Annotated in this window: 19 protein-coding genes; 9 read left to right on the plus strand and 10 right to left on the minus strand. The window is 43.5% G+C overall.

The features are described from left to right. Window positions 1-197: 197 nt before the first annotated feature. Both ACYTPF_RS16930 and ACYTPF_RS16935 read right to left on the minus strand, forming a co-directional pair. Window positions 198-557 (minus strand): HigA family addiction module antitoxin, encoded by a 360-nt coding sequence (locus ACYTPF_RS16930; RefSeq protein ID WP_461853031.1) that lies wholly within the window; start codon window positions 555-557, stop codon window positions 198-200. Then, window positions 554-841 (minus strand): hypothetical protein, encoded by a 288-nt coding sequence (locus ACYTPF_RS16935; RefSeq protein ID WP_461853032.1) that lies wholly within the window; start codon window positions 839-841, stop codon window positions 554-556. Before ACYTPF_RS16935 ends, ACYTPF_RS16930 begins: the two co-directional genes overlap by 4 nt. Window positions 842-1,076: 235 nt before the next feature. Between ACYTPF_RS16935 and ACYTPF_RS16940 the strand changes: the two genes are divergently transcribed. Then, entirely contained in the window at window positions 1,077-2,789 is a 1,713-nt protein-coding gene (locus ACYTPF_RS16940) for an alkaline phosphatase D family protein (protein ID WP_461853033.1), read from the plus strand. Window positions 2,790-2,914: 125 nt separating this feature from the next. On the opposite strand, the gene ACYTPF_RS16945 is transcribed toward ACYTPF_RS16940, so the two are convergent. From ACYTPF_RS16945 to ACYTPF_RS16955, 3 genes are all read right to left on the minus strand, one after another. Continuing rightward, window positions 2,915-3,211 (minus strand): type II toxin-antitoxin system RelE/ParE family toxin, encoded by a 297-nt coding sequence (locus tag ACYTPF_RS16945; RefSeq protein ID WP_014950919.1) that lies wholly within the window; start codon window positions 3,209-3,211, stop codon window positions 2,915-2,917. Further along, window positions 3,192-3,440, minus strand: a complete 249-nt coding sequence (locus tag ACYTPF_RS16950; RefSeq protein ID WP_044583914.1) for a CopG family ribbon-helix-helix protein — start codon at window positions 3,438-3,440, stop codon at window positions 3,192-3,194. The genes ACYTPF_RS16945 and ACYTPF_RS16950 overlap by 20 nt, the downstream gene beginning before the upstream one ends. 232 nt (window positions 3,441-3,672) lie before the next feature. Next, a complete protein-coding gene (locus tag ACYTPF_RS16955; RefSeq protein WP_461853034.1) occupies window positions 3,673-6,036 on the minus strand; it encodes a TonB-dependent receptor in 2,364 nt (787 codons plus the stop codon). A 308-nt stretch (window positions 6,037-6,344) separates the two neighbouring features. Here ACYTPF_RS16955 and ACYTPF_RS16960 point away from each other — a divergent pair, with 308 nt between their 5' ends. The 4 genes from ACYTPF_RS16960 (at window position 6,345) to ACYTPF_RS16975 (ending at window position 8,100) form a co-directional block, all read left to right on the plus strand. Continuing rightward, window positions 6,345-6,662, plus strand: a complete 318-nt coding sequence (locus ACYTPF_RS16960) for a type II toxin-antitoxin system RelE/ParE family toxin (RefSeq protein ID WP_461853035.1) — start codon at window positions 6,345-6,347, stop codon at window positions 6,660-6,662. Between the two features lie 2 nt (window positions 6,663-6,664). Further along, window positions 6,665-6,958, plus strand: coding sequence for a helix-turn-helix domain-containing protein (locus ACYTPF_RS16965; RefSeq protein WP_461853036.1), 294 nt, complete (start codon window positions 6,665-6,667; stop codon window positions 6,956-6,958). Window positions 6,959-7,148: 190 nt separating this feature from the next. Beyond that, a complete protein-coding gene (locus tag ACYTPF_RS16970) occupies window positions 7,149-7,430 on the plus strand; it encodes a PepSY domain-containing protein (protein ID WP_014950922.1) in 282 nt (93 codons plus the stop codon). A gap of 100 nt (window positions 7,431-7,530) precedes the next feature. Next, window positions 7,531-8,100, plus strand: coding sequence for a cytochrome b/b6 domain-containing protein (locus ACYTPF_RS16975; RefSeq protein ID WP_461853037.1), 570 nt, complete (start codon window positions 7,531-7,533; stop codon window positions 8,098-8,100). 59 nt (window positions 8,101-8,159) lie between these two features. Here ACYTPF_RS16975 and ACYTPF_RS16980 read toward each other — a convergent pair whose 3' ends face one another. Together ACYTPF_RS16980 and ACYTPF_RS16985 are read right to left on the minus strand one after the other, a co-directional pair. Continuing rightward, window positions 8,160-8,804: a tetratricopeptide repeat protein gene (locus ACYTPF_RS16980; protein WP_461853038.1), complete on the minus strand. Its 645-nt coding sequence runs from the start codon at window positions 8,802-8,804 to the stop codon at window positions 8,160-8,162. A 161-nt stretch (window positions 8,805-8,965) separates the two neighbouring features. Then, window positions 8,966-9,217: a TIGR02647 family protein gene (locus tag ACYTPF_RS16985; protein ID WP_179984728.1), complete on the minus strand. Its 252-nt coding sequence runs from the start codon at window positions 9,215-9,217 to the stop codon at window positions 8,966-8,968. Window positions 9,218-9,512: 295 nt separating this feature from the next. Between ACYTPF_RS16985 and ubiD the strand changes: the two genes are divergently transcribed. Then, window positions 9,513-10,979, plus strand: coding sequence for a 4-hydroxy-3-polyprenylbenzoate decarboxylase (gene ubiD, locus ACYTPF_RS16990; RefSeq protein WP_461853039.1), 1,467 nt, complete (start codon window positions 9,513-9,515; stop codon window positions 10,977-10,979). A gap of 97 nt (window positions 10,980-11,076) precedes the next feature. Further along, the gene (fre, locus tag ACYTPF_RS16995) at window positions 11,077-11,772 is read left to right on the plus strand and encodes an NAD(P)H-flavin reductase (protein ID WP_461853040.1); all 696 of its coding nucleotides are present in this window, start codon (window positions 11,077-11,079) and stop codon (window positions 11,770-11,772) included. A 58-nt stretch (window positions 11,773-11,830) separates the two neighbouring features. Here the strand turns inward: fre and ACYTPF_RS17000 are convergent, their stop codons facing one another. Next, complete coding sequence (locus ACYTPF_RS17000) at window positions 11,831-12,274, minus strand: PIN domain-containing protein (protein WP_461853041.1); 444 nt, start codon at window positions 12,272-12,274, stop codon at window positions 11,831-11,833. Beyond that, window positions 12,271-12,492, minus strand: a complete 222-nt coding sequence (locus tag ACYTPF_RS17005; RefSeq protein ID WP_461853042.1) for an AbrB/MazE/SpoVT family DNA-binding domain-containing protein — start codon at window positions 12,490-12,492, stop codon at window positions 12,271-12,273. The genes ACYTPF_RS17000 and ACYTPF_RS17005 overlap by 4 nt, the downstream gene beginning before the upstream one ends. A 181-nt stretch (window positions 12,493-12,673) precedes the next feature. Here ACYTPF_RS17005 and ACYTPF_RS17010 point away from each other — a divergent pair, with 181 nt between their 5' ends. Continuing rightward, the gene (locus tag ACYTPF_RS17010) at window positions 12,674-14,086 is read left to right on the plus strand and encodes a M28 family metallopeptidase (RefSeq protein ID WP_461853043.1); all 1,413 of its coding nucleotides are present in this window, start codon (window positions 12,674-12,676) and stop codon (window positions 14,084-14,086) included. Between the two features lie 303 nt (window positions 14,087-14,389). Continuing rightward, window positions 14,390-15,415, plus strand: coding sequence for a substrate-binding periplasmic protein (locus ACYTPF_RS17015; protein ID WP_461853044.1), 1,026 nt, complete (start codon window positions 14,390-14,392; stop codon window positions 15,413-15,415). Window positions 15,416-15,565: 150 nt separating this feature from the next. Here the strand turns inward: ACYTPF_RS17015 and ACYTPF_RS17020 are convergent, their stop codons facing one another. Further along, window positions 15,566-18,289, minus strand: coding sequence for an ATP-binding protein (locus tag ACYTPF_RS17020; RefSeq protein WP_461853045.1), 2,724 nt, complete (start codon window positions 18,287-18,289; stop codon window positions 15,566-15,568). Window positions 18,290-18,439: the final 150 nt, after the last annotated feature.

An 18,439-nucleotide genomic window follows, 5' to 3' on the forward strand; every position in this document is an offset into this window, starting at 1 on the left:
ATTTGCTGCACAGTATAACAGTATTTGCAGTAAAAGATTGTGCGTTATTAGGCTTACGACGTTTAGCAGACTATTTTGCTACGAGCGGGGGTCTACCACTTTGAATAGCGTTTTTTCAGTAGCGAAGAATAGAAAATCTATTGCTAAGTCAGCACATATGAAATTTACAGCAATAATTTTGTAGACTGAGATACTTGCTAGTAGATTGACTTTAGGTCGGGTTTGCTGTTTGCGGTTTTATATAGGTCGTATGCAACCTGATAATGCATCCAGGCTTGGGCACTAATACCGCTCACAGCTTCAAGCTTACGAGCAAACTCAATGGTTAAATTCGAATGCCCGTTAATAAACCTTGATAAATGTTTTGTTGAGATATTTAAACACTGTGCAATCTCATTTTGCTTCAGCGATGACTTTGACATGCACCTGCGTTTAAACACTTCACCTGGATGAGGCCTTTTTAGATGTTCAGGTCTTGATACTCGCTCTCCAGTATCGAATAGTGCTTTGCCCCGGTCACTATTGTATTCAATACCTATGTGCATACTGTGTTTCATGGGTTGTATTCTCTGTAATCAAGGTTGAAACAATCGCCATCATTAAAAAAACATGTTACCGCTCCACACGGTTCTACGTTATTAACTGTCACCGTTACATACCAAAGACCGCTTCCTTCAGCTTTTATGGCACCAATATCTATCAAATCTGAAACTTGTGATGCAGCATCTAAGTCAAATAGCGCGTCCCAAACCTTGTGACGATATGCTACAGGAAGCCATTCATCATCATCACTCTGCCACATTGTAAGGAGCTTATCGTGGACAAAACTTATTATTGCCAATGGAACTCCAATTAAGATTACCATAGAGGTAATTTTTTCTCAAAAACATGTACACATTTTACCCAGTTATCAATGCAGCAACTTCGATCTAAAGTCCTGTTCTAGTTTCATCACAGCCTGACATCTCTATGTCATAAACACTAAGTATAAACATGGGTTTTCGTTTTTGTTGCATGAGCGTTCAACAAAACAATGACATCACCAGTTACCTTACAAACTTATAAAGAGCAGGCATATGGATAGAAGAACGTTTATAAAGCTGTCGTCATTCGCAGGTGCGAGCGTGGCAGTGTCTACCGGGCTAGCGGGCTGTACCGTTAGCACTTCAGCAAATAGCCAACCGCAAACAAGCGCTACCTTTACTCATGGTGTGGCTAGTGGAGACCCCTTAAAAGACGCCGTTATTATTTGGACGCGCGCCGTGCCAGATTCTGGTACAGGTGCAGATTCAGGCTCGGGTTTAGCCAAAGCCGATATTTTGTGGGAAATGGCGAGCGATGCCGACTTTACTGACATAGTAAGCAGCGGCATTGTTGAAGCGAAAGCAACCCATGATTTTACCGTAAAGGTAGACGTAACAGGCCTTAGTCCCGCTCGCCGCTATTTTTACCGTTTTAAAAGCGCTGATAATACAAGCCCGGTAGGCGAAACCCGCACACTGCCTGAAGCCGATGTGACTGACGTTACGTTCGGCATATTTTCCTGTTCTAACTACCCTGCTGGCTTTTTCACGCCATACATGGAGGCAGCGAAAAACGACAACATCGATTATGTATTGCACCTTGGTGACTACATTTATGAGTACGATGGAAAGGGATACGCAACTGAGCACGCAAAAGAGATTGGCCGAACCTATGCGCCTGATAACGATACCGAGCTTTATACGCTGACCGACTATCGCAATCGCTATGCGCTATACCGCACGGACGAAGGTTTGCTGTCGTTGCATCAAAATAAGCCATTTATCGTCGTGTGGGATGATCATGAAATTACTAACGACACCTATAAAGACGGTGCTGAAAATCATCAAGCCGATGAAGGTGATTTTTATGAGCGCCGCGCTGCGGCCGTGCAAGCTTATTATGAGTGGCTACCTATACGCCCGCCCTTTGGCACAGAGCGTTTAGAAATTTATCGCCAGTTTACTTTTGGTAAGCTTCTTGACCTATATATGCTCGATACCCGCGTACTTGCTCGCGACAAACAGCTTGAGTACGGCGACTATCGCGATGCTGAAACAAAAGCGTTTGACCAAGCTGGCTTTATGAAAGATATCAGTAACCCTAGTCGTGGGCTTTTAGGTGAAACCCAACGTAACTGGCTACATTCATCTATGCAGCAAAGTCAGGCTAAATGGCAGGTGTTAGGCCAACAGCTATTAATAGGCCGCATGCTTTTCCCCGTATCGATATTTAACGGCGTTGAACGAAAAGAAATTCCTGCTCATGTACATAGGCTCGCGAATATCAAACGCAAACAAAAGCAAGGTGGCGCACTTAGTGAGCAAGAGCTTGCGCTTATCAATACCGTAATGCCTTACAACTTAGACGCATGGGACGGCTACCCTATTGAACGGGAACAGGTTCTGATGCAGCTTAAATCTATCGGCAAGCCAGTTATTGCCCTTGCAGGTGATACACATAACGCATGGCACAACAAATTGACTCTTAAAGATGGCACAGAAGTGGGGGTTGAACTTGCTACACCAGGCGTAACATCACCTGGTATGGAACATTATCTAAGCATGAATGATGAAATGGCAGAAACGCTTGCCGACGATCTTCCGCTTCTAATTGAAGATTTGCAGTACTGTAATCTTCACCAGCGCGGCTTTATGACATTGACCGTCAGCGAAGACAGCGCAAAAGCCACGTGGCACTATGTGGATGCAATTTTAACCAAAGCTGGAAAAGTAGTTAACACGCATAGCTATGAGATTAAGGCATAGCGTTCTACAAGTTTATAAACGTGTATAGGCTTGAGCCTATGCACGTTATTTATGCAGTTAAAGGCTACAAACGCTACCTTACAAGTCTGACAACGAGCTTAGTGCTTTCCACAAATAGTTTGTTTTTAATCTGCGTTGGGCCATTGCTGAGCATCATGAAGAACACGTAGTATTTCGATGCAATTTGTAGTGATGTTTTCTCGATATATAACGATAAACGGCAGGCCATTAATTACAAGTTCACGCGTATTCTTCAATCGGCCATGACGGCCTGCTCTAGGATGTTCTGATAAGACTAGGTGCGAACTATCAATAATGTTCATGACAACGTCAATAGCTACAGAGGGGCTATTTTCTTGAGCAATATGAGCTTCAATTTTCTCTAAATCGGTACCTGCAAGATCAGTCCATTTGAGCTGCACGCTTAGCCTCCCACTTAGCTTTGACATCAGTATGGTCGGTCAAACGTCCCTCATCAGCGGACTTCACTCCTTTTTCCACCTCTCGGATAAACCATTCTTCGCGAGCGACATACTGCTTGATAGCTTCGGCCATCAGCCACGCCCTAGGCCTGTCCATCGCTTTAGCCATTTCGCCTACACGTGCAAGTGTTTCGTCATCTAATCTTACTGAGGTAGCTTTTAAAGGCACACAGATTCTCCGAGGTTCTTTGAGAATCTTTATTGTAACTGCACTAGCATTAAATGTCTTCTTTTGCTTTCCATCAACAAAGACAGAGTGCAAGACATTATAGTTAAATTGCACCAACTAAAAACAGAGTCTCTAATAGTCCTTCTTATAACCCATATAATTTAAATTACGCCCTATTCCCATCAAAGCTAGAGCATGTTGACGGGAATAGGTAATCTCTTATTCTTTACTTCTAGAACTCGTAGTAAACACGCACACCGGCAATACGAGGCATGCCTCGTACGAAGGTAGGAATACCTAAACCGCCGCCTGTATTACCTGCATCAATTAAGAACTCTTTATCAAACAGGTTGTTTACGTAAAACTCGTAGGCAAACTTGCTGTTGTCTTGAAGCAGCTTCACCGATACATCGGTCAGTGAGTAAGTATCCTGAGAAAGGCCAGGATAATTACTGCTTTCAAAGAACACTTCAGACTGGAAGCTGGTTAGCCAGTTAACATCAATGTCGAAGCTATTCATGTTAAACACTTTATTGATGTTTATCGCGCCGCTAACCTCTGGCGCTAAGCGGAACTTATTGCCGCCGTACTGGAACTCAGAACCATCAGCAGTATTATCAGCAAATTCAGCATCAAGGAAACCAAGGCTTGCTGTTAGGGTTAACGTTTCGCTGTAATTATAGGTAGCCATACCTTCAATACCCGACATGGTCGAATCACCTACCGTTACAGTAATCGACTGTAACGTTTCTGCATCGGTAAAGCTTTGCTGATAATCGCTATATTCGTAGGTAAAAATGGCACCTGAGAACAGGAAGTTGGCGCTTTGATACTTAACACCTAAATCGTAACTGTCTACTATTTCAGGTTTAGTCACATTAACGCCACCCGCGTTTGCATCCACAACCGGTGAACGACGACCTTTGGCGTAGTTCGCATATAAGTTCCAGTTGTTGTTCACATCGTAACTCACCGCAAAGCGTGGCAACGTATCGTTGAAGTCGCGCTCGGCATCGAAAGTGAACGCACCGTCTGCGGTGGTAAAGGTATTTCGCGTATAACGGGTTTCATCGATATAGCGTATACCCGCCGTTACATTAATGTTGTCGGTCACGTAATAAGACACTTCAGCAACATAGGATGCGATGTCTAACTCAGCTTCAAAAATAAACGGCCCTTGTGTCAATATAGGCGGCAGCGCAGGGTTAGAAATAGGCGAACCATCTGCATTAAATAGCTGAGACACCAATATTGCGCGCAGGGCTTCTATTTCCTCTAGCGATGCATTGGTCGCTATATTCTGATTAAGCGGAATATTAGAACTAGCCTCTAACTGTGCTTTTACTGTATCAAACGTACCGCGTATAAATGGGTCTACCATCACATAGTAAGGCAAAATAGAATCGTCTTGAGTAATAGACGCGCCTACAAACGCGGCCAACTTATCACCCGAGTCATACACTAAACGCATTGATGCGCCTTGAAGCGTGGCGTCGTTATCGAAATAAGCATCTTGAATACGCAACGCTGAACCATCAGCATCAAATCCCTCGCTTACTTCTACATCTTTATAGTAGGCATCGGCGTGTAGGCTAAGCATCTGATTGAAATCGTAGTTTACGGTTAAGTCATAGGCTTGAAGCGTACGCTCAATACCTAATTCACCACCCAAGCTGAACTCAGCATCGGTAAAAGGGCTAGTATCTCCACCGTTTGGAGCAATAGAGCCAGATTTGAAAGCGATGCCCGGCTGGTCGTTGTATTCCATTGCTGCACGCGCAATGATTTCAAGTTGCTCGTAATTCGCTAGCCATGTTGCCCGTAACGCTTGCACCGATACCCCCTGAAGATCTTCGCTATTGCACGGTACCTCTTCACCCAGGTGGTTGTACATATTCGCATTACCATAGTAAGAGTCAGCACTGCACGCATTGTTCTCTACAATGCCGTCCATCTCTCGGTAAAGCCCTGCAATACGAAAACTGTGATTATCATTAATAGGCTGGTTATACATAAACTCTACTTCTTGGCCCTGTTCTGAGTTATAGCCAACCTGCACTTTACCCTCTTGCTCAAAGGTAGGAAGATTAGAATGAATGCTTACCGCGCCATTGGCTGCCGCCACACCAAATAGGGTTGGCTGTGGGCCTTTTAAAACCTCTACGCGGGCAATATCGTAAAGCGCAACACTGGCTACAGTTTTCTTACTAATATCAAAGCCATCTTGATATACCGATATGCGAGGCGTTGCCGACACTGACGACACATCATCGGTGACACCGCGAATATTAAAAGACGGTAAGCTTACGGCCTGCTCCTGAATTTGAACGTTAGGCAAAATACGAGAAAGCTCATCAAGCTCCATAATATTGGTGCGCTCTAGAAACTCGCTGCCTATAACATCCATAGTAACGGGCACATCCATTACAGACTGCTCTCGCATCTGAGCGGTTACCGTAATCTCTTCTATATAGTCATTTTCGTTTTCAGTGTCGGGCGCTACTTCTTGTGCAATTGTTGCGCTTGATAAAGCAAACGCAATTGTTGTGGCAAGCAAAGAGCGTGAACAAACGGGACGTGGATACAGAGGGCGCATTAAATCATTCCTTTCGTGTGCTTATAGGGTGTTTTATGTGTTTTTATAAGCAGTTCACCGATAGATTGGCGACATTGCTTACCTTTTAGAATTATCGAAGCACAAGAATGTAGAGCGCTTTTGAGACGGTTCGATGAAGTATAGGTTACAAATGAAAGGCAATTTTGTGACAAACGACCTTCCCTTTCTTTTTCCCTAGTTAGCTCTGTACCAGAGCTCAGTTGTTATTAAGTAAAGCTCTATGTAACTTTTGTTGAATAAATACACAACAAAAGTTATCATTAATGATAACCCCAATAGGAATAATGATGAATTGGGAGATCAAGTTTCACAGAGGCGTTAAAGAGCAAATATTGGCTATGCCACCTAAAGTGCAGGCACGGTTTATACGATTATTAGAACTTATGGAAAAGCATGGCCCAAACTTAGGGGCTCCTCATACTAAATCCATGAGTAATGGGTTGTTCGAGGTCAGAGCTAAAGCAAAAGAAGGAATCGGTAGGGCGCTATTCTGCTATACAAAAGTAAAACAGATACATATTTTATATGCATTCATGAAAAAGTCTCAGAAAACGCCGAAAGAAATAATACAGATCGCCAGATTGAGAATAAAAGAGGTTAACTAGCCATGACTTTACAAAGCCTTAAGCATGAAGCATTGAAGAATGAAGATGTAAAACAGGAGTATGATCGCCTAGAGAGCGAGTTCACACTTATAGAGCAGCTGATATCTATGAGGAAAGAGGCAGGGCTAACTCAAGAACAGCTTGCGCAAAAAATGCAAACACACAAGAGTAATATTAGCCGATTGGAAAAAGAGAATAGCAACCCTAGTTGGAAGACTCTACTCAAATATGCGAATGTCTGTGGGTTCGAACTTTCGATTACCCTTCATAAAAAAGAAAGCCACATCTCGCGCTAACGATTGTTCTTTACCGCGCTAATTTTTAAAGATATATCCTGATGACTTCATTTATCGACAATAAGAAAAGTCTGCGCCGCGATAATTGGAATAATAAAAAACGCCCCTTTGAATCATAGAGCAAACTAAGTACACTCATTCCACGTAGGACAAAAATAACTTTTAACTAAAAAGCGAAATGGAGACTGCAATGAAGAAATTAATGATGGCTACGGCTATTGGCGCTGCGACCCTATTAAGTGCTTGTAGTGCAGAGCATGGCACTACGCAGTGTACGACTGCACCTGAAGCTGAATGGCAGAACCAAGATGCGTTTCAGGCTCAGCTATTAGCGCAAGGCTACAAAATTAACGAGTTTAAAGTGACTGGTGGCAACTGTTACGAAATCTACGGCTTCGACAAAGAAGAAAACAAAGTAGAAATTTACTTTAACCCTGTTGATGGCAGCATTGTTAAAAAAGAAATGCATTAGGTGTGTTTTAGCAAACCGCTCATAGAGCGCTTGCTTTAAAACTTAATGAAACGCTGCAAACTATTGCAGCGTTTTTGTTTTACCTTAAGAAAGTTATGTAATGTACAGACCTAAAGATACGCCTTCGGATATTTATATTTGGGATTGGGTAGTGCGCCTATGCCATTGGGGCCTTGTCGCTACCTTTGTGACCAACTATTTTATTGTGGAGCCAGGTCGCCTTTATCACGAAATAGCTGGTTATATCGCAGTAGCACTTATATTAACAAGGATTGGCTGGGGCTTTTTATCAGCCAAATTCGAAGCTAATAAAAAGGTTGCCACTGAATACGCAAGCTTTTCTAACGTGTCATTGCATCAACAAGCCTTCGCTGAACATATTCAGCACGTAAAACAAAAGAAAATTCCCACTCACCATGGGCACAACCCTTTCGGCTGGCTAATGATAATGGCCGTTATCACGCTAATGCTGGGATTAGGTATTACCGGTTTTCTGATGGAAGAAATAGATGCCATGTTCGGTAATAGTACGCTGGAATGGATACACAGCATTATGGCCGATGTGCTTTACGCATGTGTGCTAGTACACGTCGCAGCAGTGTTTGCTGTGCAATATATGGGAAATATTCAGTTAGTTCGCCCTATGCTTACTGGCTGGCGGAAGCGCTAAGCCCCCGCAATCTATCTTAATCATTTAGGCGTTTGCTATCGATTATGTACCACTAATATTTAGCTATCTAAAGGCCGCTTTGCTTCACGCACCGCTTTGGGATGCATAAGTTTTTCTAAGCGAGCGAGGTATGACGCTATTTGCTGGTGCTGCTTTTTATCATTGGTCACCGAGTTGTAAAGCCAGTGATACGCATCTTCATAGTCGTAAGGACTGCCGTGACCGTCTAAAAACAACTCGACCAAACGAAGCTGCGCTTTTAGGTTTTTAAGTGCCGCGGCTTCTCGTAAGTACACCACTGCGCGAGATTTATCTTGTTGTACAAGCGTGCCCTTTGCATAGTAACGCCCAAGCTGCTCTAGTGCCGCAGGCAAACCTTGATTTGCTGCATCTTCCATATAACCAATACCACGAGCAGGTTCAGCATCTACGCACACACCCCACGCCAGCATATCGCCCCATAAAAATTGGTAGGCTGGAATTTTTAACACATCAGCGCGAGCTTCAATGTCTTGAACAAGCTGACATCTGTCTGCTACCACTTTATCTAGGTGAGTATTCGCGTTAATCATGTCGATGAGCGCGTCTTGGCTGTATAGCTGAACTGCACGAAGCTCTTCTATCGTCTCACCTTCAAGCGCATGAGCAGAAAACCCCGCTACGGAGGCACAGATTAATAAAGCAGTAGATATAATTCGTTTCATAGCTAAGCAAAAATGTTGATAACGCAAACTTAGTTTAGTTATCGACCTATTATAGATTAACTTAACCAATAGACGCTTTTCTTTACGTAAATAGTCACAAGCGGCCAAAGCATTTTCCACTTTAGCCTCTTGGTTAAAAGATATAGCAAAAAGCGTTTGGGCTAATGACTACTTTTTCGCGGGCACATGGCGGATTGGATATGGCGGGCATGGTCGGCTAAATCAATACCTAAATCAGTTAAGTATCCACCGTCAGGCTGGGTAATTAAGCCTTTCGAGTACAGCCTGGACGCCGCGTTCACCATACTTTGACTGGCATCGTGATGGATTTTCAGCCCCTGAAGCAGACTGTCTGCAGGAAATTTCATTAGCAAATTTAACTCGTCTAGCATGTCCTGATCGAATGAACTCATGTAACCACCTTAGGCAAAAAAGGGTTATTAAGGTTTTAATACGCACATTGCTGCAGCGTGTTATCGCAAAGCACTAAAATAAAAGAGCTAAAGTGAGAATACGCACGCCATGTGTTATTGGCCCGTAATTGTTAAAATTCATAACATATTGCTATATCACACCTAAATAGCGTCACTGTAAAGGTTAATTTGTCTGTAGAACGTTTAATGTTGGTTTCACACCGCTAACTGATCGGACTTTGTTGGAAAATGGTATATTCTTGCCATAAATAACGTGTGTGGATACGCCAAACAGATGAAGTACAAAGATTTACGCGACTTTATTCGCCAACTTGAAGCAAAAGGCGAGTTGGTGCGCATTAGCCAGCCCATTGATACTGACCTTGAAATGACAGAAATTGCCGATAGGACTTTGCGTGCTGGCGGCCCTGCGCTGTTGTTTGAAAACCCTAAAAACCACGATATGCCGGTACTGGCCAATCTATTTGGTACGCCAGAACGCGTAGCGATGGGCATGGGGCAAGACTCTGTTGAAGCGCTGCGCGAAGTGGGCAAACTACTGGCTTACTTAAAAGAGCCTGAGCCACCAAAAGGGCTTAAAGATCTTTGGGAAAAGTTACCTGTGTTTAAACAGGTGCTGAACATGCCTGCTAAAGTGTTAAAAAAAGCCCCTTGTCAGGAAGTGGTGCTTACCGGTGACGATGTAGACTTATCAAAAATTCCTGTGCAGCGCTGCTGGCCTGGAGACGCTGCACCTTTGGTAACCTGGGGGTTAAGCGTTACGAAAGGACCACACAAAAAGCGCCAGAATTTGGGTATTTACCGACAGCAGGTTATTGGCAAAAACAAACTCATTATGCGCTGGCTATCACACCGTGGTGGCGCCCTTGATTTTCGTGAGTGGTGTCAAACCCACCCGGGCGAACCCTACCCTGTGTCTGTGGCGCTTGGTGCAGATCCAGCCACAATCTTAGGTGCGGTTACTCCTGTACCGGATACACTTTCAGAATATGCTTTTGCAGGCCTACTGCGCGGTGATAAAACCGAAGTAGTTAAGTCTATTAGTAACGATTTGCAAGTTCCTGCCAGCGCAGAAATAGTGCTTGAAGGCTATATTGCTCAGGATGAAACTGCGCCTGAAGGCCCTTATGGCGATCACACGGGGTATTACAATGAAGTCGACGACTTCCCTGTGTTTACCGTTACCCATATAACCCATCGCAAAGATCCTATTTATCATTCTACCTACACGGGCCGTCCACCCGATGAGCCCGCCATTTTAGGTGTAGCTTTAAACGAAGTGTTTGTGCCAATTTTGCAAAAGCAGTTCCCTGAAATAGTAGACTTTTACTTGCCGCCAGAAGGTTGTTCTTATCGCATGGCGGTAGTTACCATGAAGAAACAGTACCCGGGTCACGCTAAACGGTTGATGATGGGCGTGTGGTCTTTCTTACGACAGTTCATGTACACCAAATTTGTGATAGTGTGCGATGACGACGTTAACGCGCGCGACTGGAACGATGTTATCTGGGCCATCACTACCCGTATGGACCCAGCCCGCGATACGGTGATGATTGAGAATACACCTATCGATTACTTGGACTTTGCGTCACCGGTTTCAGGGCTAGGTTCGAAAATGGGTATGGACGCCACAAATAAAATGCCGGGCGAAACCGACCGTGAATGGGGCGTACCCATTGTGATGGACGAAGACGTTAAAAAACGGGTTGATGATATTTGGGACAGTCTTGGTATTATGTAGCGACTATTTTTAGTGCTATTTATTTTGTATTAAGCATGCGCTTGTCTTAAAGCGCATAAAAAGGCGACACGCTAGCAAGAAGGTTTAAAGAGAATACATGTCAGAAATTAAGTGTAAGGTTGCAAGCATCACGCCTTTAACCGAAGTGGTTCAAAAAGTTGAATTAACGCCAGAAAGCCCTGTTGAGTTTAAGGCGGGTCAGTACGCTATGGTGGTAATGGGCGAAAAAGATATGCGTCCATTTTCTATTGCTAATGCCGCCTTCGATAATAGCCGCATTGAATTACACATTGGTGCAGAGCCTGGCAACAGCTACGCCGGCGAAGTACTAGAGCGCATGCGTGCAGATGGCGAAATTACCGTAAATGTGGGTAATGGTAATGCCTTTTTACAAAGTAATGGCCTGCCTATGGTGCTTATTGCTGGTGGTACAGGCTTCTCGTATACCTACTCAATTCTGCAAGAGCACCTTAACAGCGGTGATAAAACACCACTTACCCTTTATTGGGGTGGAAAACACACGGCTGATTTGTATTTAGCCGATGAGCTAACAGCGCTTGCTGAAGCAAATGAGCACTTCACTTTTGTGCCGGTTGTTGAGTTTGCATGTGATGAGTGGAAAGGCAGAACGGGCTGGGTGCATCACGCAGTAATGGCTGATCACGCTGACTTTGCGAACGTTCAAGTATATGTTGCCGGCCGCTTCGAAATGGCAAAAGTCGTGCGCGACGATTTTACTCAGCGCGGCTTAAAAGTTGAGAACTTGTTTGGCGACGCGTTCGCGTTTATTTAAGCCAATTACATAAGGGCTTGTTAAAACCTATCGCCATCGAATCGTCGTTGGCGTTTTATTATGGATATTGAGGATCAGTCATACCTTCAATCTCCTGAGCCGTCTTATCAAAGGTAAACAGGTTTGTAAGGTTTAGCGTATATAGCTGCGCGTGACGTTTGGCTTTATTAATAATGAGAGCATCTGGGAAATCTGCTTGCTTGGTTTTTTCGCCTGCTTTTATAGGCTTAGTATTGGTAAAATCTTTCAGTGCGGCCCACACAGCCTGATTATCTTCAAACACAATATTTGGCTCGGCAACTAGTGCATGAATAACCTGAATAATTTTCTCTTTATTTAAGCTGTAGCGCTTACCTTTTAGCGTCCAGATGGTTTCAATTAATACCACATCTGTAATCAATACTGTTTCAGAAGACAAAATCAATTTGTTTGCTTGCTTAGCTTGCATTTCCTCGTCTTGAAGTAGGTAGCGGAGCAAGATATTCGTATCTATAGCTATCATTTTTCTAACGCGCTATGGAGCGACGCCTCATCACTGAAGCTGTGATTAACAGTGATATTTTTCAAAATTCCTTTTGCCGCGCCAGTTTGTTTTTTCACAATAGAGATAACACCTTGACGATCAACAAAGCTTTCAACATCATCGCCCGCACGGATATTTGCAATGCTACACAACTCTGCGGGTAGCGTTATCTGCCGTTTCATACTAACTTTTGCCATTGTTATTTAATCTCCACACCTCTCAACTGTTCATTTATCATACTATCATCTTTACTTTTTATCAGAAAGTAAAGAATAGATAGTTTTAAGCTTGCGACAGTTGGCTAGTTTAAATCGTTTACTCCAATTGTAGCCAAGCCACGTATTGGTTATGGTGAAAAGATAAATACTGGAGAGAACAATGATAAAAAACCTATCCGCACTCGCTAACATAAGCGCCAAAATGAGAAAAAATAGTTTGCTGGCCTCTGCCATATTATTAAGTAGCACTGCATCTTTCACTGCATACGCACAAAGCGAGCAGCAGCAATCCCTTTACGATATTGCCAAAAATGTCTCTGCTGAAAACATTGAAAAAGACATTACTAAGCTGGTCAATTTTGGCACTCGCCATACCCTTTCTAAAACCGAGTCTGATACACGTGGTATAGGCGCTGCGCGCCGCTGGATTAAATCTGAATTTGATAAAATTTCAGCCGAATGCGGTGGATGCTTAGAAGTGTACTACCAATCAGAAGTGATTAGTGGTGAGAAACGTATTCCAGACCCAGTGGAAGTGGTCAGCGTTATTGCTATCCAGCGTGGTACTACTGACCCAGACCGCTACGTAATCATGTCCGGCGACATTGATTCAAGGGTGTCTGATGTAATGGATTTCACCTCTGATTCACCTGGAGCCAACGACAACGCTTCTGGTGTTGCCGGTACTCTTGAAGCAGCGCGAGTATTATCAAAGTACAAGTTTAACGGCAGTATCGTGTATGCCGCTTTATCTGGTGAAGAGCAAGGGCTTTTCGGCGGACGTATTATGGCGAACCAAGCAAAAAAAGACGGCTGGCGAATTAAAGCCGTGCTCAATAATGACATGATTGGCAATATCGAAGGGGTAAACGGTGTGATCAACAACACCACCGCTCGCTTATTTGCCGAAGGTACACGCGTAACAGAAACAGATGATGAAGCTCGCATGCGCCGTTTCACCGGTGGTGAAGTAGACTCACCAAGCCGTAACCTTGCCCGCTATATTGATAAAATTGCCGATCAGTATATTGAGAACTTAGACACTATGGTGATTTATCGCTTGGACCGCTTTGGTCGTGGTGGTCACCATCGCCCGTTTAACGACTTGGGCTATCCGGGTATACGTATTATGGAAACTAACGAAAACTATACCCGCCAGCACCAAGACCTTCGTGTAGAAGACGGTATTGCCTATGGTGATACTTTAGATGGCGTTAACTTTGACTACGCAGCTAAGCTTACCGGCTTAAACGCTGTTTCTCTTGCAGCAATGGCGTGGGCACCGAACCCACCTGCAAACGTACAAATTGCCGGCGCCGTTCAGCCTTCAACTTTTTTAAAGTGGGATGCGTTAGATGCTAAAGAGAACCCTCAGCTTAAAGGATACAAAGTATATTGGCGGCATACTGATGCGCCGCAGTGGGAATATAGTAAGTATGTGGGCAATGTGACCGAAGCCATGCTTGAGAATGTAGTTATCGACAACTACTTTTTTGGCGTTGCCAGCGTGAATAAAGACGGTGTTGAAAGCGTTGTGGTTTATCCAGGTCCCGCGGGAAGCTTTGGAGAATAAGCGTTTATATTGAGCGTTTATTTTCAGCGTATCTATACGCACCCAGGCACGCACCCAGGCACGCACCCAAGCACGCACCCAATCACTCATCCAAACAAGTTTGTGACGTTAAGTTGGTAATGAAACTGGCTTAACGTCACGAATGACTTTACTCAACAAAAGCCTGCCTAGACGTCAGCATTACGCACAATCTATTGATGCCGCTTACATTTTGTTAATTTAAACCAGTGCGGGTTTATTGGAATTAAGTGACTAACTGCATTACAGTGTAGTAAATGCATGACGGCAGTTCGGAGTTCACTTTTGGTAAGATTCAGCGCGCTTTCGCTTTCCTTTTTCACTCGACGCCTTGCCTTATTAGGCATCAGCCTAGCACTTTGTTTAGTTAACATTTCTCCTTTACAAGCTGCCACAACGACTTTGGGTGCCGCCACATTTGAAACTTATATTAGTGATGATGGTGAGCCTGCTCGAATTAATGCTTTGCTTGAAAAGGTGTTCGAAAAAGCGGAGTTGGATATTCAACTTCAGGTTATGCGACAAGCTTTTTTAGGCAGTTCTGTACTAACAGGGAAACTAGACGGTGAGTTTGCCTACGTAAATTTGGGCGAAGACAGCAGTAATTATTTTCTATCCGATATTTACTTACCTGTTTATCTTTATGCGGTAAGTAAGAAGGCAAACGTAGAAGACATAAAACTTTTTCCCCACTTAAAAGGCAATCGGGTTGCGATTGAAAACCGCTTTGCAAACACGCCCTCTTTCAGACTACTTAAAGATATAAAATGGTCGCGCAACCCCACTACGTTTGATGCCTTTCGCCAACTTGCCGATGATAGAGCACCTTACTTAATTACTACTCAGCTTCTCGCTCGCGAGCTAAACACATTGCTGGCTAACGATAACGAAGAAACCCTGCACTTTTCATCAAAGCCTTTAGCAAAAACGGGGTTTCAAATAGCTATCAGTAAAAATATTGCCAGTGCTAAAAGCATTATTGCGAAATTTAACCAGGCGGTATCGACATTGCAAAATAGCGGTGAATTCAATCTGCCTCTCGCCTTAGCGTGGCTAAGCAAAGACGTAAATGGCGATGGTGTAGCTGATTTTATTGGACACAGCAACATAACTACAACCGCTGACTTACTAGAGGCAGCTTACTCGCTAGATGGTAAGCCTACCTCTGATAGCAGCATGTTTTATGTTGATGGTGAGCAATATGTATCGTTAGAAGAGGCACGCGCAGCACTTTCAGCTAAAGAAAGCTTATCGGCCCGCGAGTCACTTTTAGATAAAAGTGTCTATAAACAGCTGCTTCGCCGCTGGTAAGTTAAACACTCAAATCGAAGTACAGATATCACTAGCTTATTAGGTAGCACAATTGCAGACTTCAAAGGCTGTGAAGTAATAACCTGATACACCGTTAGCCTTATCAGCAAACTCGCCGCTAATAAGGCTTACAGGTGCAAGTAGCAAGTGTTAAAGTGACGTCTCTGGTAAATACATTTCCAAAATAGTCAGTAACTCTTCGCCATCAACAGGCTTAGATACATAGTTATTGAAACCTGCCTTAAGCGCTTTTACTCTATCTGATGTATAGGCATAAGCCGTTAAGGCTATCGTATTAAAATTAGCAATCTCTGGGTTCTGGCTGGCTCTTATTTTCGTTACCAATCCTAATCCGTCCAATTCAGGCATACCTATATCGGAGAGTAGTAGATCAAAGGCTTCAGGCATCTCGTTCAGCTCTTTCCATGCCAGCAAGCCGTTTTTAACTACGTTTACGCGAGCACCATTAGATTCTAAAAAGAGCTTTATAAAGTCACGGGCGTCTCGCTCGTCTTCCGCCACCAATATTCGTAAACCACTTAACCGTAAAGACTCGGTTAAATCACTGATTTCACTGTTTTTGGTTTCGATAATTTCATCGTGCAAACTTAATGGTGCGATAGGCAGAGTAACGTAGAACGTAGTACCCGTATTAGGCCCGTCGCTTTCTGCGTAAATTTCTCCTCCATGCATTTCAACCAAGCTTTTTACAATAGACAAGCCTAACCCAAGACCAATTTTATTGTGGGAATCTTTGCCTTGGTAAAAGCGCTCAAACACATGGGCTAGTTGTTCGCGTGTCATACCTTTCCCGTTATCTTTCACACGAAATAGGTAGTTTGAATGCTCTCTTTTACCACGTACATGCACAGTACCGCCTTTTGCCGTAAATTTAAGAGCATTGCTTAATAAATTATTTATAACCTGCTTTATGCGTAAATTATCGCCTAATATCTGGGTATGTTCGTCTTCGCAATTTATTGAAAGTTGAATGTTCTTACTTGCAAAGCCTGCTTCAAATGACTTTGCTACCTCGGAAATAGACGAGGCAATATTTAACGAATGGGTACTTAGCTTCATCGTTCCCGAAATAATCCGAGATAAATCTAGGATGTCGTTTATTAACGCAGCTTGCGTAGACGCAGCGCGTTTGATTACACCTAGCGCGTCTTTCATTCTATCTACATTCCCCACATCCATCAGGGCTAAGTCTGTCCACCCAACGATAGAGTTAAGCGGTGAACGAAGCTCATGTGAAATACTGGCAAGGAACTGATCTTTAGCCTTGTCCAATTCTTCTAACTTGCTAATTTGCTGGTCAGAAGAGGCTTTTAGACTGAGAGCATAAGGGATAAACAAGTGGTCAAATCCATCAATGATTAGCTTATCATCTTCGCTCCATTCTACCGATTCATCAGCCACGCTTTGCAGGTATAAATCAAAAGAGTTACGGGGGGTTAGTGACTTTCCAATATCTTTTTTAGCCGCGTCTCGGCCTGCCCAGCGAATTGTCTTATCACGCTGTTCTCGAAACCAGACGGTAAAGTAACCCAACTTGGCAGATACACAAGAAATGTACATACCGCGTATACCGTTTAGCGAACAGTTTTCAGAAACCTCGTCGGCTAACCGATTAATGGCTATCGACTGCTCTGAATCGCTGATGGAAAATTTACCTAACAGCCGGGTTAAGGTTTCCTCTGAAGGGGTTTTTCCAACAAAGTAATTACCCGTGGGTGTAATCACCGCCATGCCACAAGCATCAGCAACCTCCAGCAAAGGGGCTTCTTTGTGTGAGATAGCCTCAAGTGGATTTGAGTAGGAAGTAAGTTGATGCACAATGTTGTTCAGCTTGCGCTGACGTGCTTGAAACTGCTCTTTTTTGGTATGAAGCGCTTTGGTATGCATTTGCCAAGCATAAAGATGCCCAAGTGATTCGCATACCAATCGTTTCTTCTGGTCAATATATTTTGGTTCATTGTTATGGCAAGCAAGCAGCCCCCACAACTTCCCTTCAAACACGAGGGATACAGAAAACGATGAACGAATGCCCATATTTTTCAGATAATTAATATGGATAGGTGATACCGAACGTACCATTGACATTGAAAGATCTATTGACGGACGTCCAGCCACAGTTAAAGACGGCTGTAGAGGTACAGGTTTCTCTTCAACATCAAATACACAGCGAACACGGTTTTTAAGGTAAAGCTCTCGGGCTTGTTTGGGAATATCTGATGCGGGAAATTTCAACCCCTTAAATGAACGCGAGTCTGGTTCAGCGGCTTCACCTATAACCTCGCCGCAATATCTATCATCAAATTGATAAACCATCACTGCATCAAAATCGATATAATCTTTAAACACCTTCGCTATCGCATCTGCGACATCATTAATCGAGTCCTTGTCATCTACGTTAGGTAACAAAGCGCGAATATCTACATCCATCGGTACCCATTGCTGGGCCGCTTCATAACTTAACTGAGGCGTGGGTTCTAACTCTATTACCAGTAAACCGTTAGAGTCGAAGGCAACGCCGCTGCCTTCTTTTTCCCAGTTATCTAGCCAAAGTGCATTTTTTGCAAACTTCCACTGATAGGCGTGGCGAACACTTCTGCCTTTTACTGAGTTATGTATAGTTTTAAACGTGGGAGCGTCTGCTGAAGGTACGTCAATCAAATCCGTAACTGGCGTTTCACCCGCCACTATATCTACTTTAAATAGCTCTTTTATATTTTCACTGAATACTTGAATTTTTTTAGTGTCGGGGTTTATCGCAATGACATATCCAAAGCTCTGAACACTTTCGATTAAATGAATGGCTTCATCTTCACAATTTTGAAGTGAAGGCTTTGAGTATTGATTTTGTTGCATTACCTTGCGCCGAGAAATTTGGAAAGCGAGCTTTCATGATTAGAACAGTAATTCTCGCCACGATAACAACTTATCATGAAGAAAGCATGCATTATCCTAAAGTCTACTACATAAAAAAGAGGGCTAAACGCCCCCCCCATTTATCCGCTC

It is taken from the genome of Alteromonas sp. HB246098, from assembly GCF_054890645.1.

Excerpts from the sequence above, each read along its gene's own strand:
- ACYTPF_RS16955 (WP_461853034.1), bottom strand. The coding sequence starts at position 6,036 with ATGCGCCCTCTGTATCCACGTCCCGTTTGTTCACGCTCTTTGCTTGCC.
- ACYTPF_RS17000 (WP_461853041.1), bottom strand. The coding sequence starts at position 12,274 with ATGATAGCTATAGATACGAATATCTTGCTCCGCTACCTACTTCAAGAC.
- ACYTPF_RS16930 (WP_461853031.1), bottom strand. The coding sequence starts at position 557 with ATGAAACACAGTATGCACATAGGTATTGAATACAATAGTGACCGGGGC.
- ACYTPF_RS17020 (WP_461853045.1), bottom strand. The coding sequence starts at position 18,289 with ATGCAACAAAATCAATACTCAAAGCCTTCACTTCAAAATTGTGAAGAT.
- ACYTPF_RS17010 (WP_461853043.1), top strand. The coding sequence starts at position 12,674 with ATGATAAAAAACCTATCCGCACTCGCTAACATAAGCGCCAAAATGAGA.
- ubiD (WP_461853039.1), top strand. The coding sequence starts at position 9,513 with ATGAAGTACAAAGATTTACGCGACTTTATTCGCCAACTTGAAGCAAAA.
- ACYTPF_RS16960 (WP_461853035.1), top strand. The coding sequence starts at position 6,345 with ATGAATTGGGAGATCAAGTTTCACAGAGGCGTTAAAGAGCAAATATTG.
- ACYTPF_RS16980 (WP_461853038.1), bottom strand. The coding sequence starts at position 8,804 with ATGAAACGAATTATATCTACTGCTTTATTAATCTGTGCCTCCGTAGCG.
- ACYTPF_RS16965 (WP_461853036.1), top strand. The coding sequence starts at position 6,665 with ATGACTTTACAAAGCCTTAAGCATGAAGCATTGAAGAATGAAGATGTA.
- ACYTPF_RS16970 (WP_014950922.1), top strand. The coding sequence starts at position 7,149 with ATGAAGAAATTAATGATGGCTACGGCTATTGGCGCTGCGACCCTATTA.
- ACYTPF_RS17005 (WP_461853042.1), bottom strand. The coding sequence starts at position 12,492 with ATGGCAAAAGTTAGTATGAAACGGCAGATAACGCTACCCGCAGAGTTG.
- fre (WP_461853040.1), top strand. The coding sequence starts at position 11,077 with ATGTCAGAAATTAAGTGTAAGGTTGCAAGCATCACGCCTTTAACCGAA.
- ACYTPF_RS16975 (WP_461853037.1), top strand. The coding sequence starts at position 7,531 with ATGTACAGACCTAAAGATACGCCTTCGGATATTTATATTTGGGATTGG.
- ACYTPF_RS16940 (WP_461853033.1), top strand. The coding sequence starts at position 1,077 with ATGGATAGAAGAACGTTTATAAAGCTGTCGTCATTCGCAGGTGCGAGC.
- ACYTPF_RS16985 (WP_179984728.1), bottom strand. The coding sequence starts at position 9,217 with ATGAGTTCATTCGATCAGGACATGCTAGACGAGTTAAATTTGCTAATG.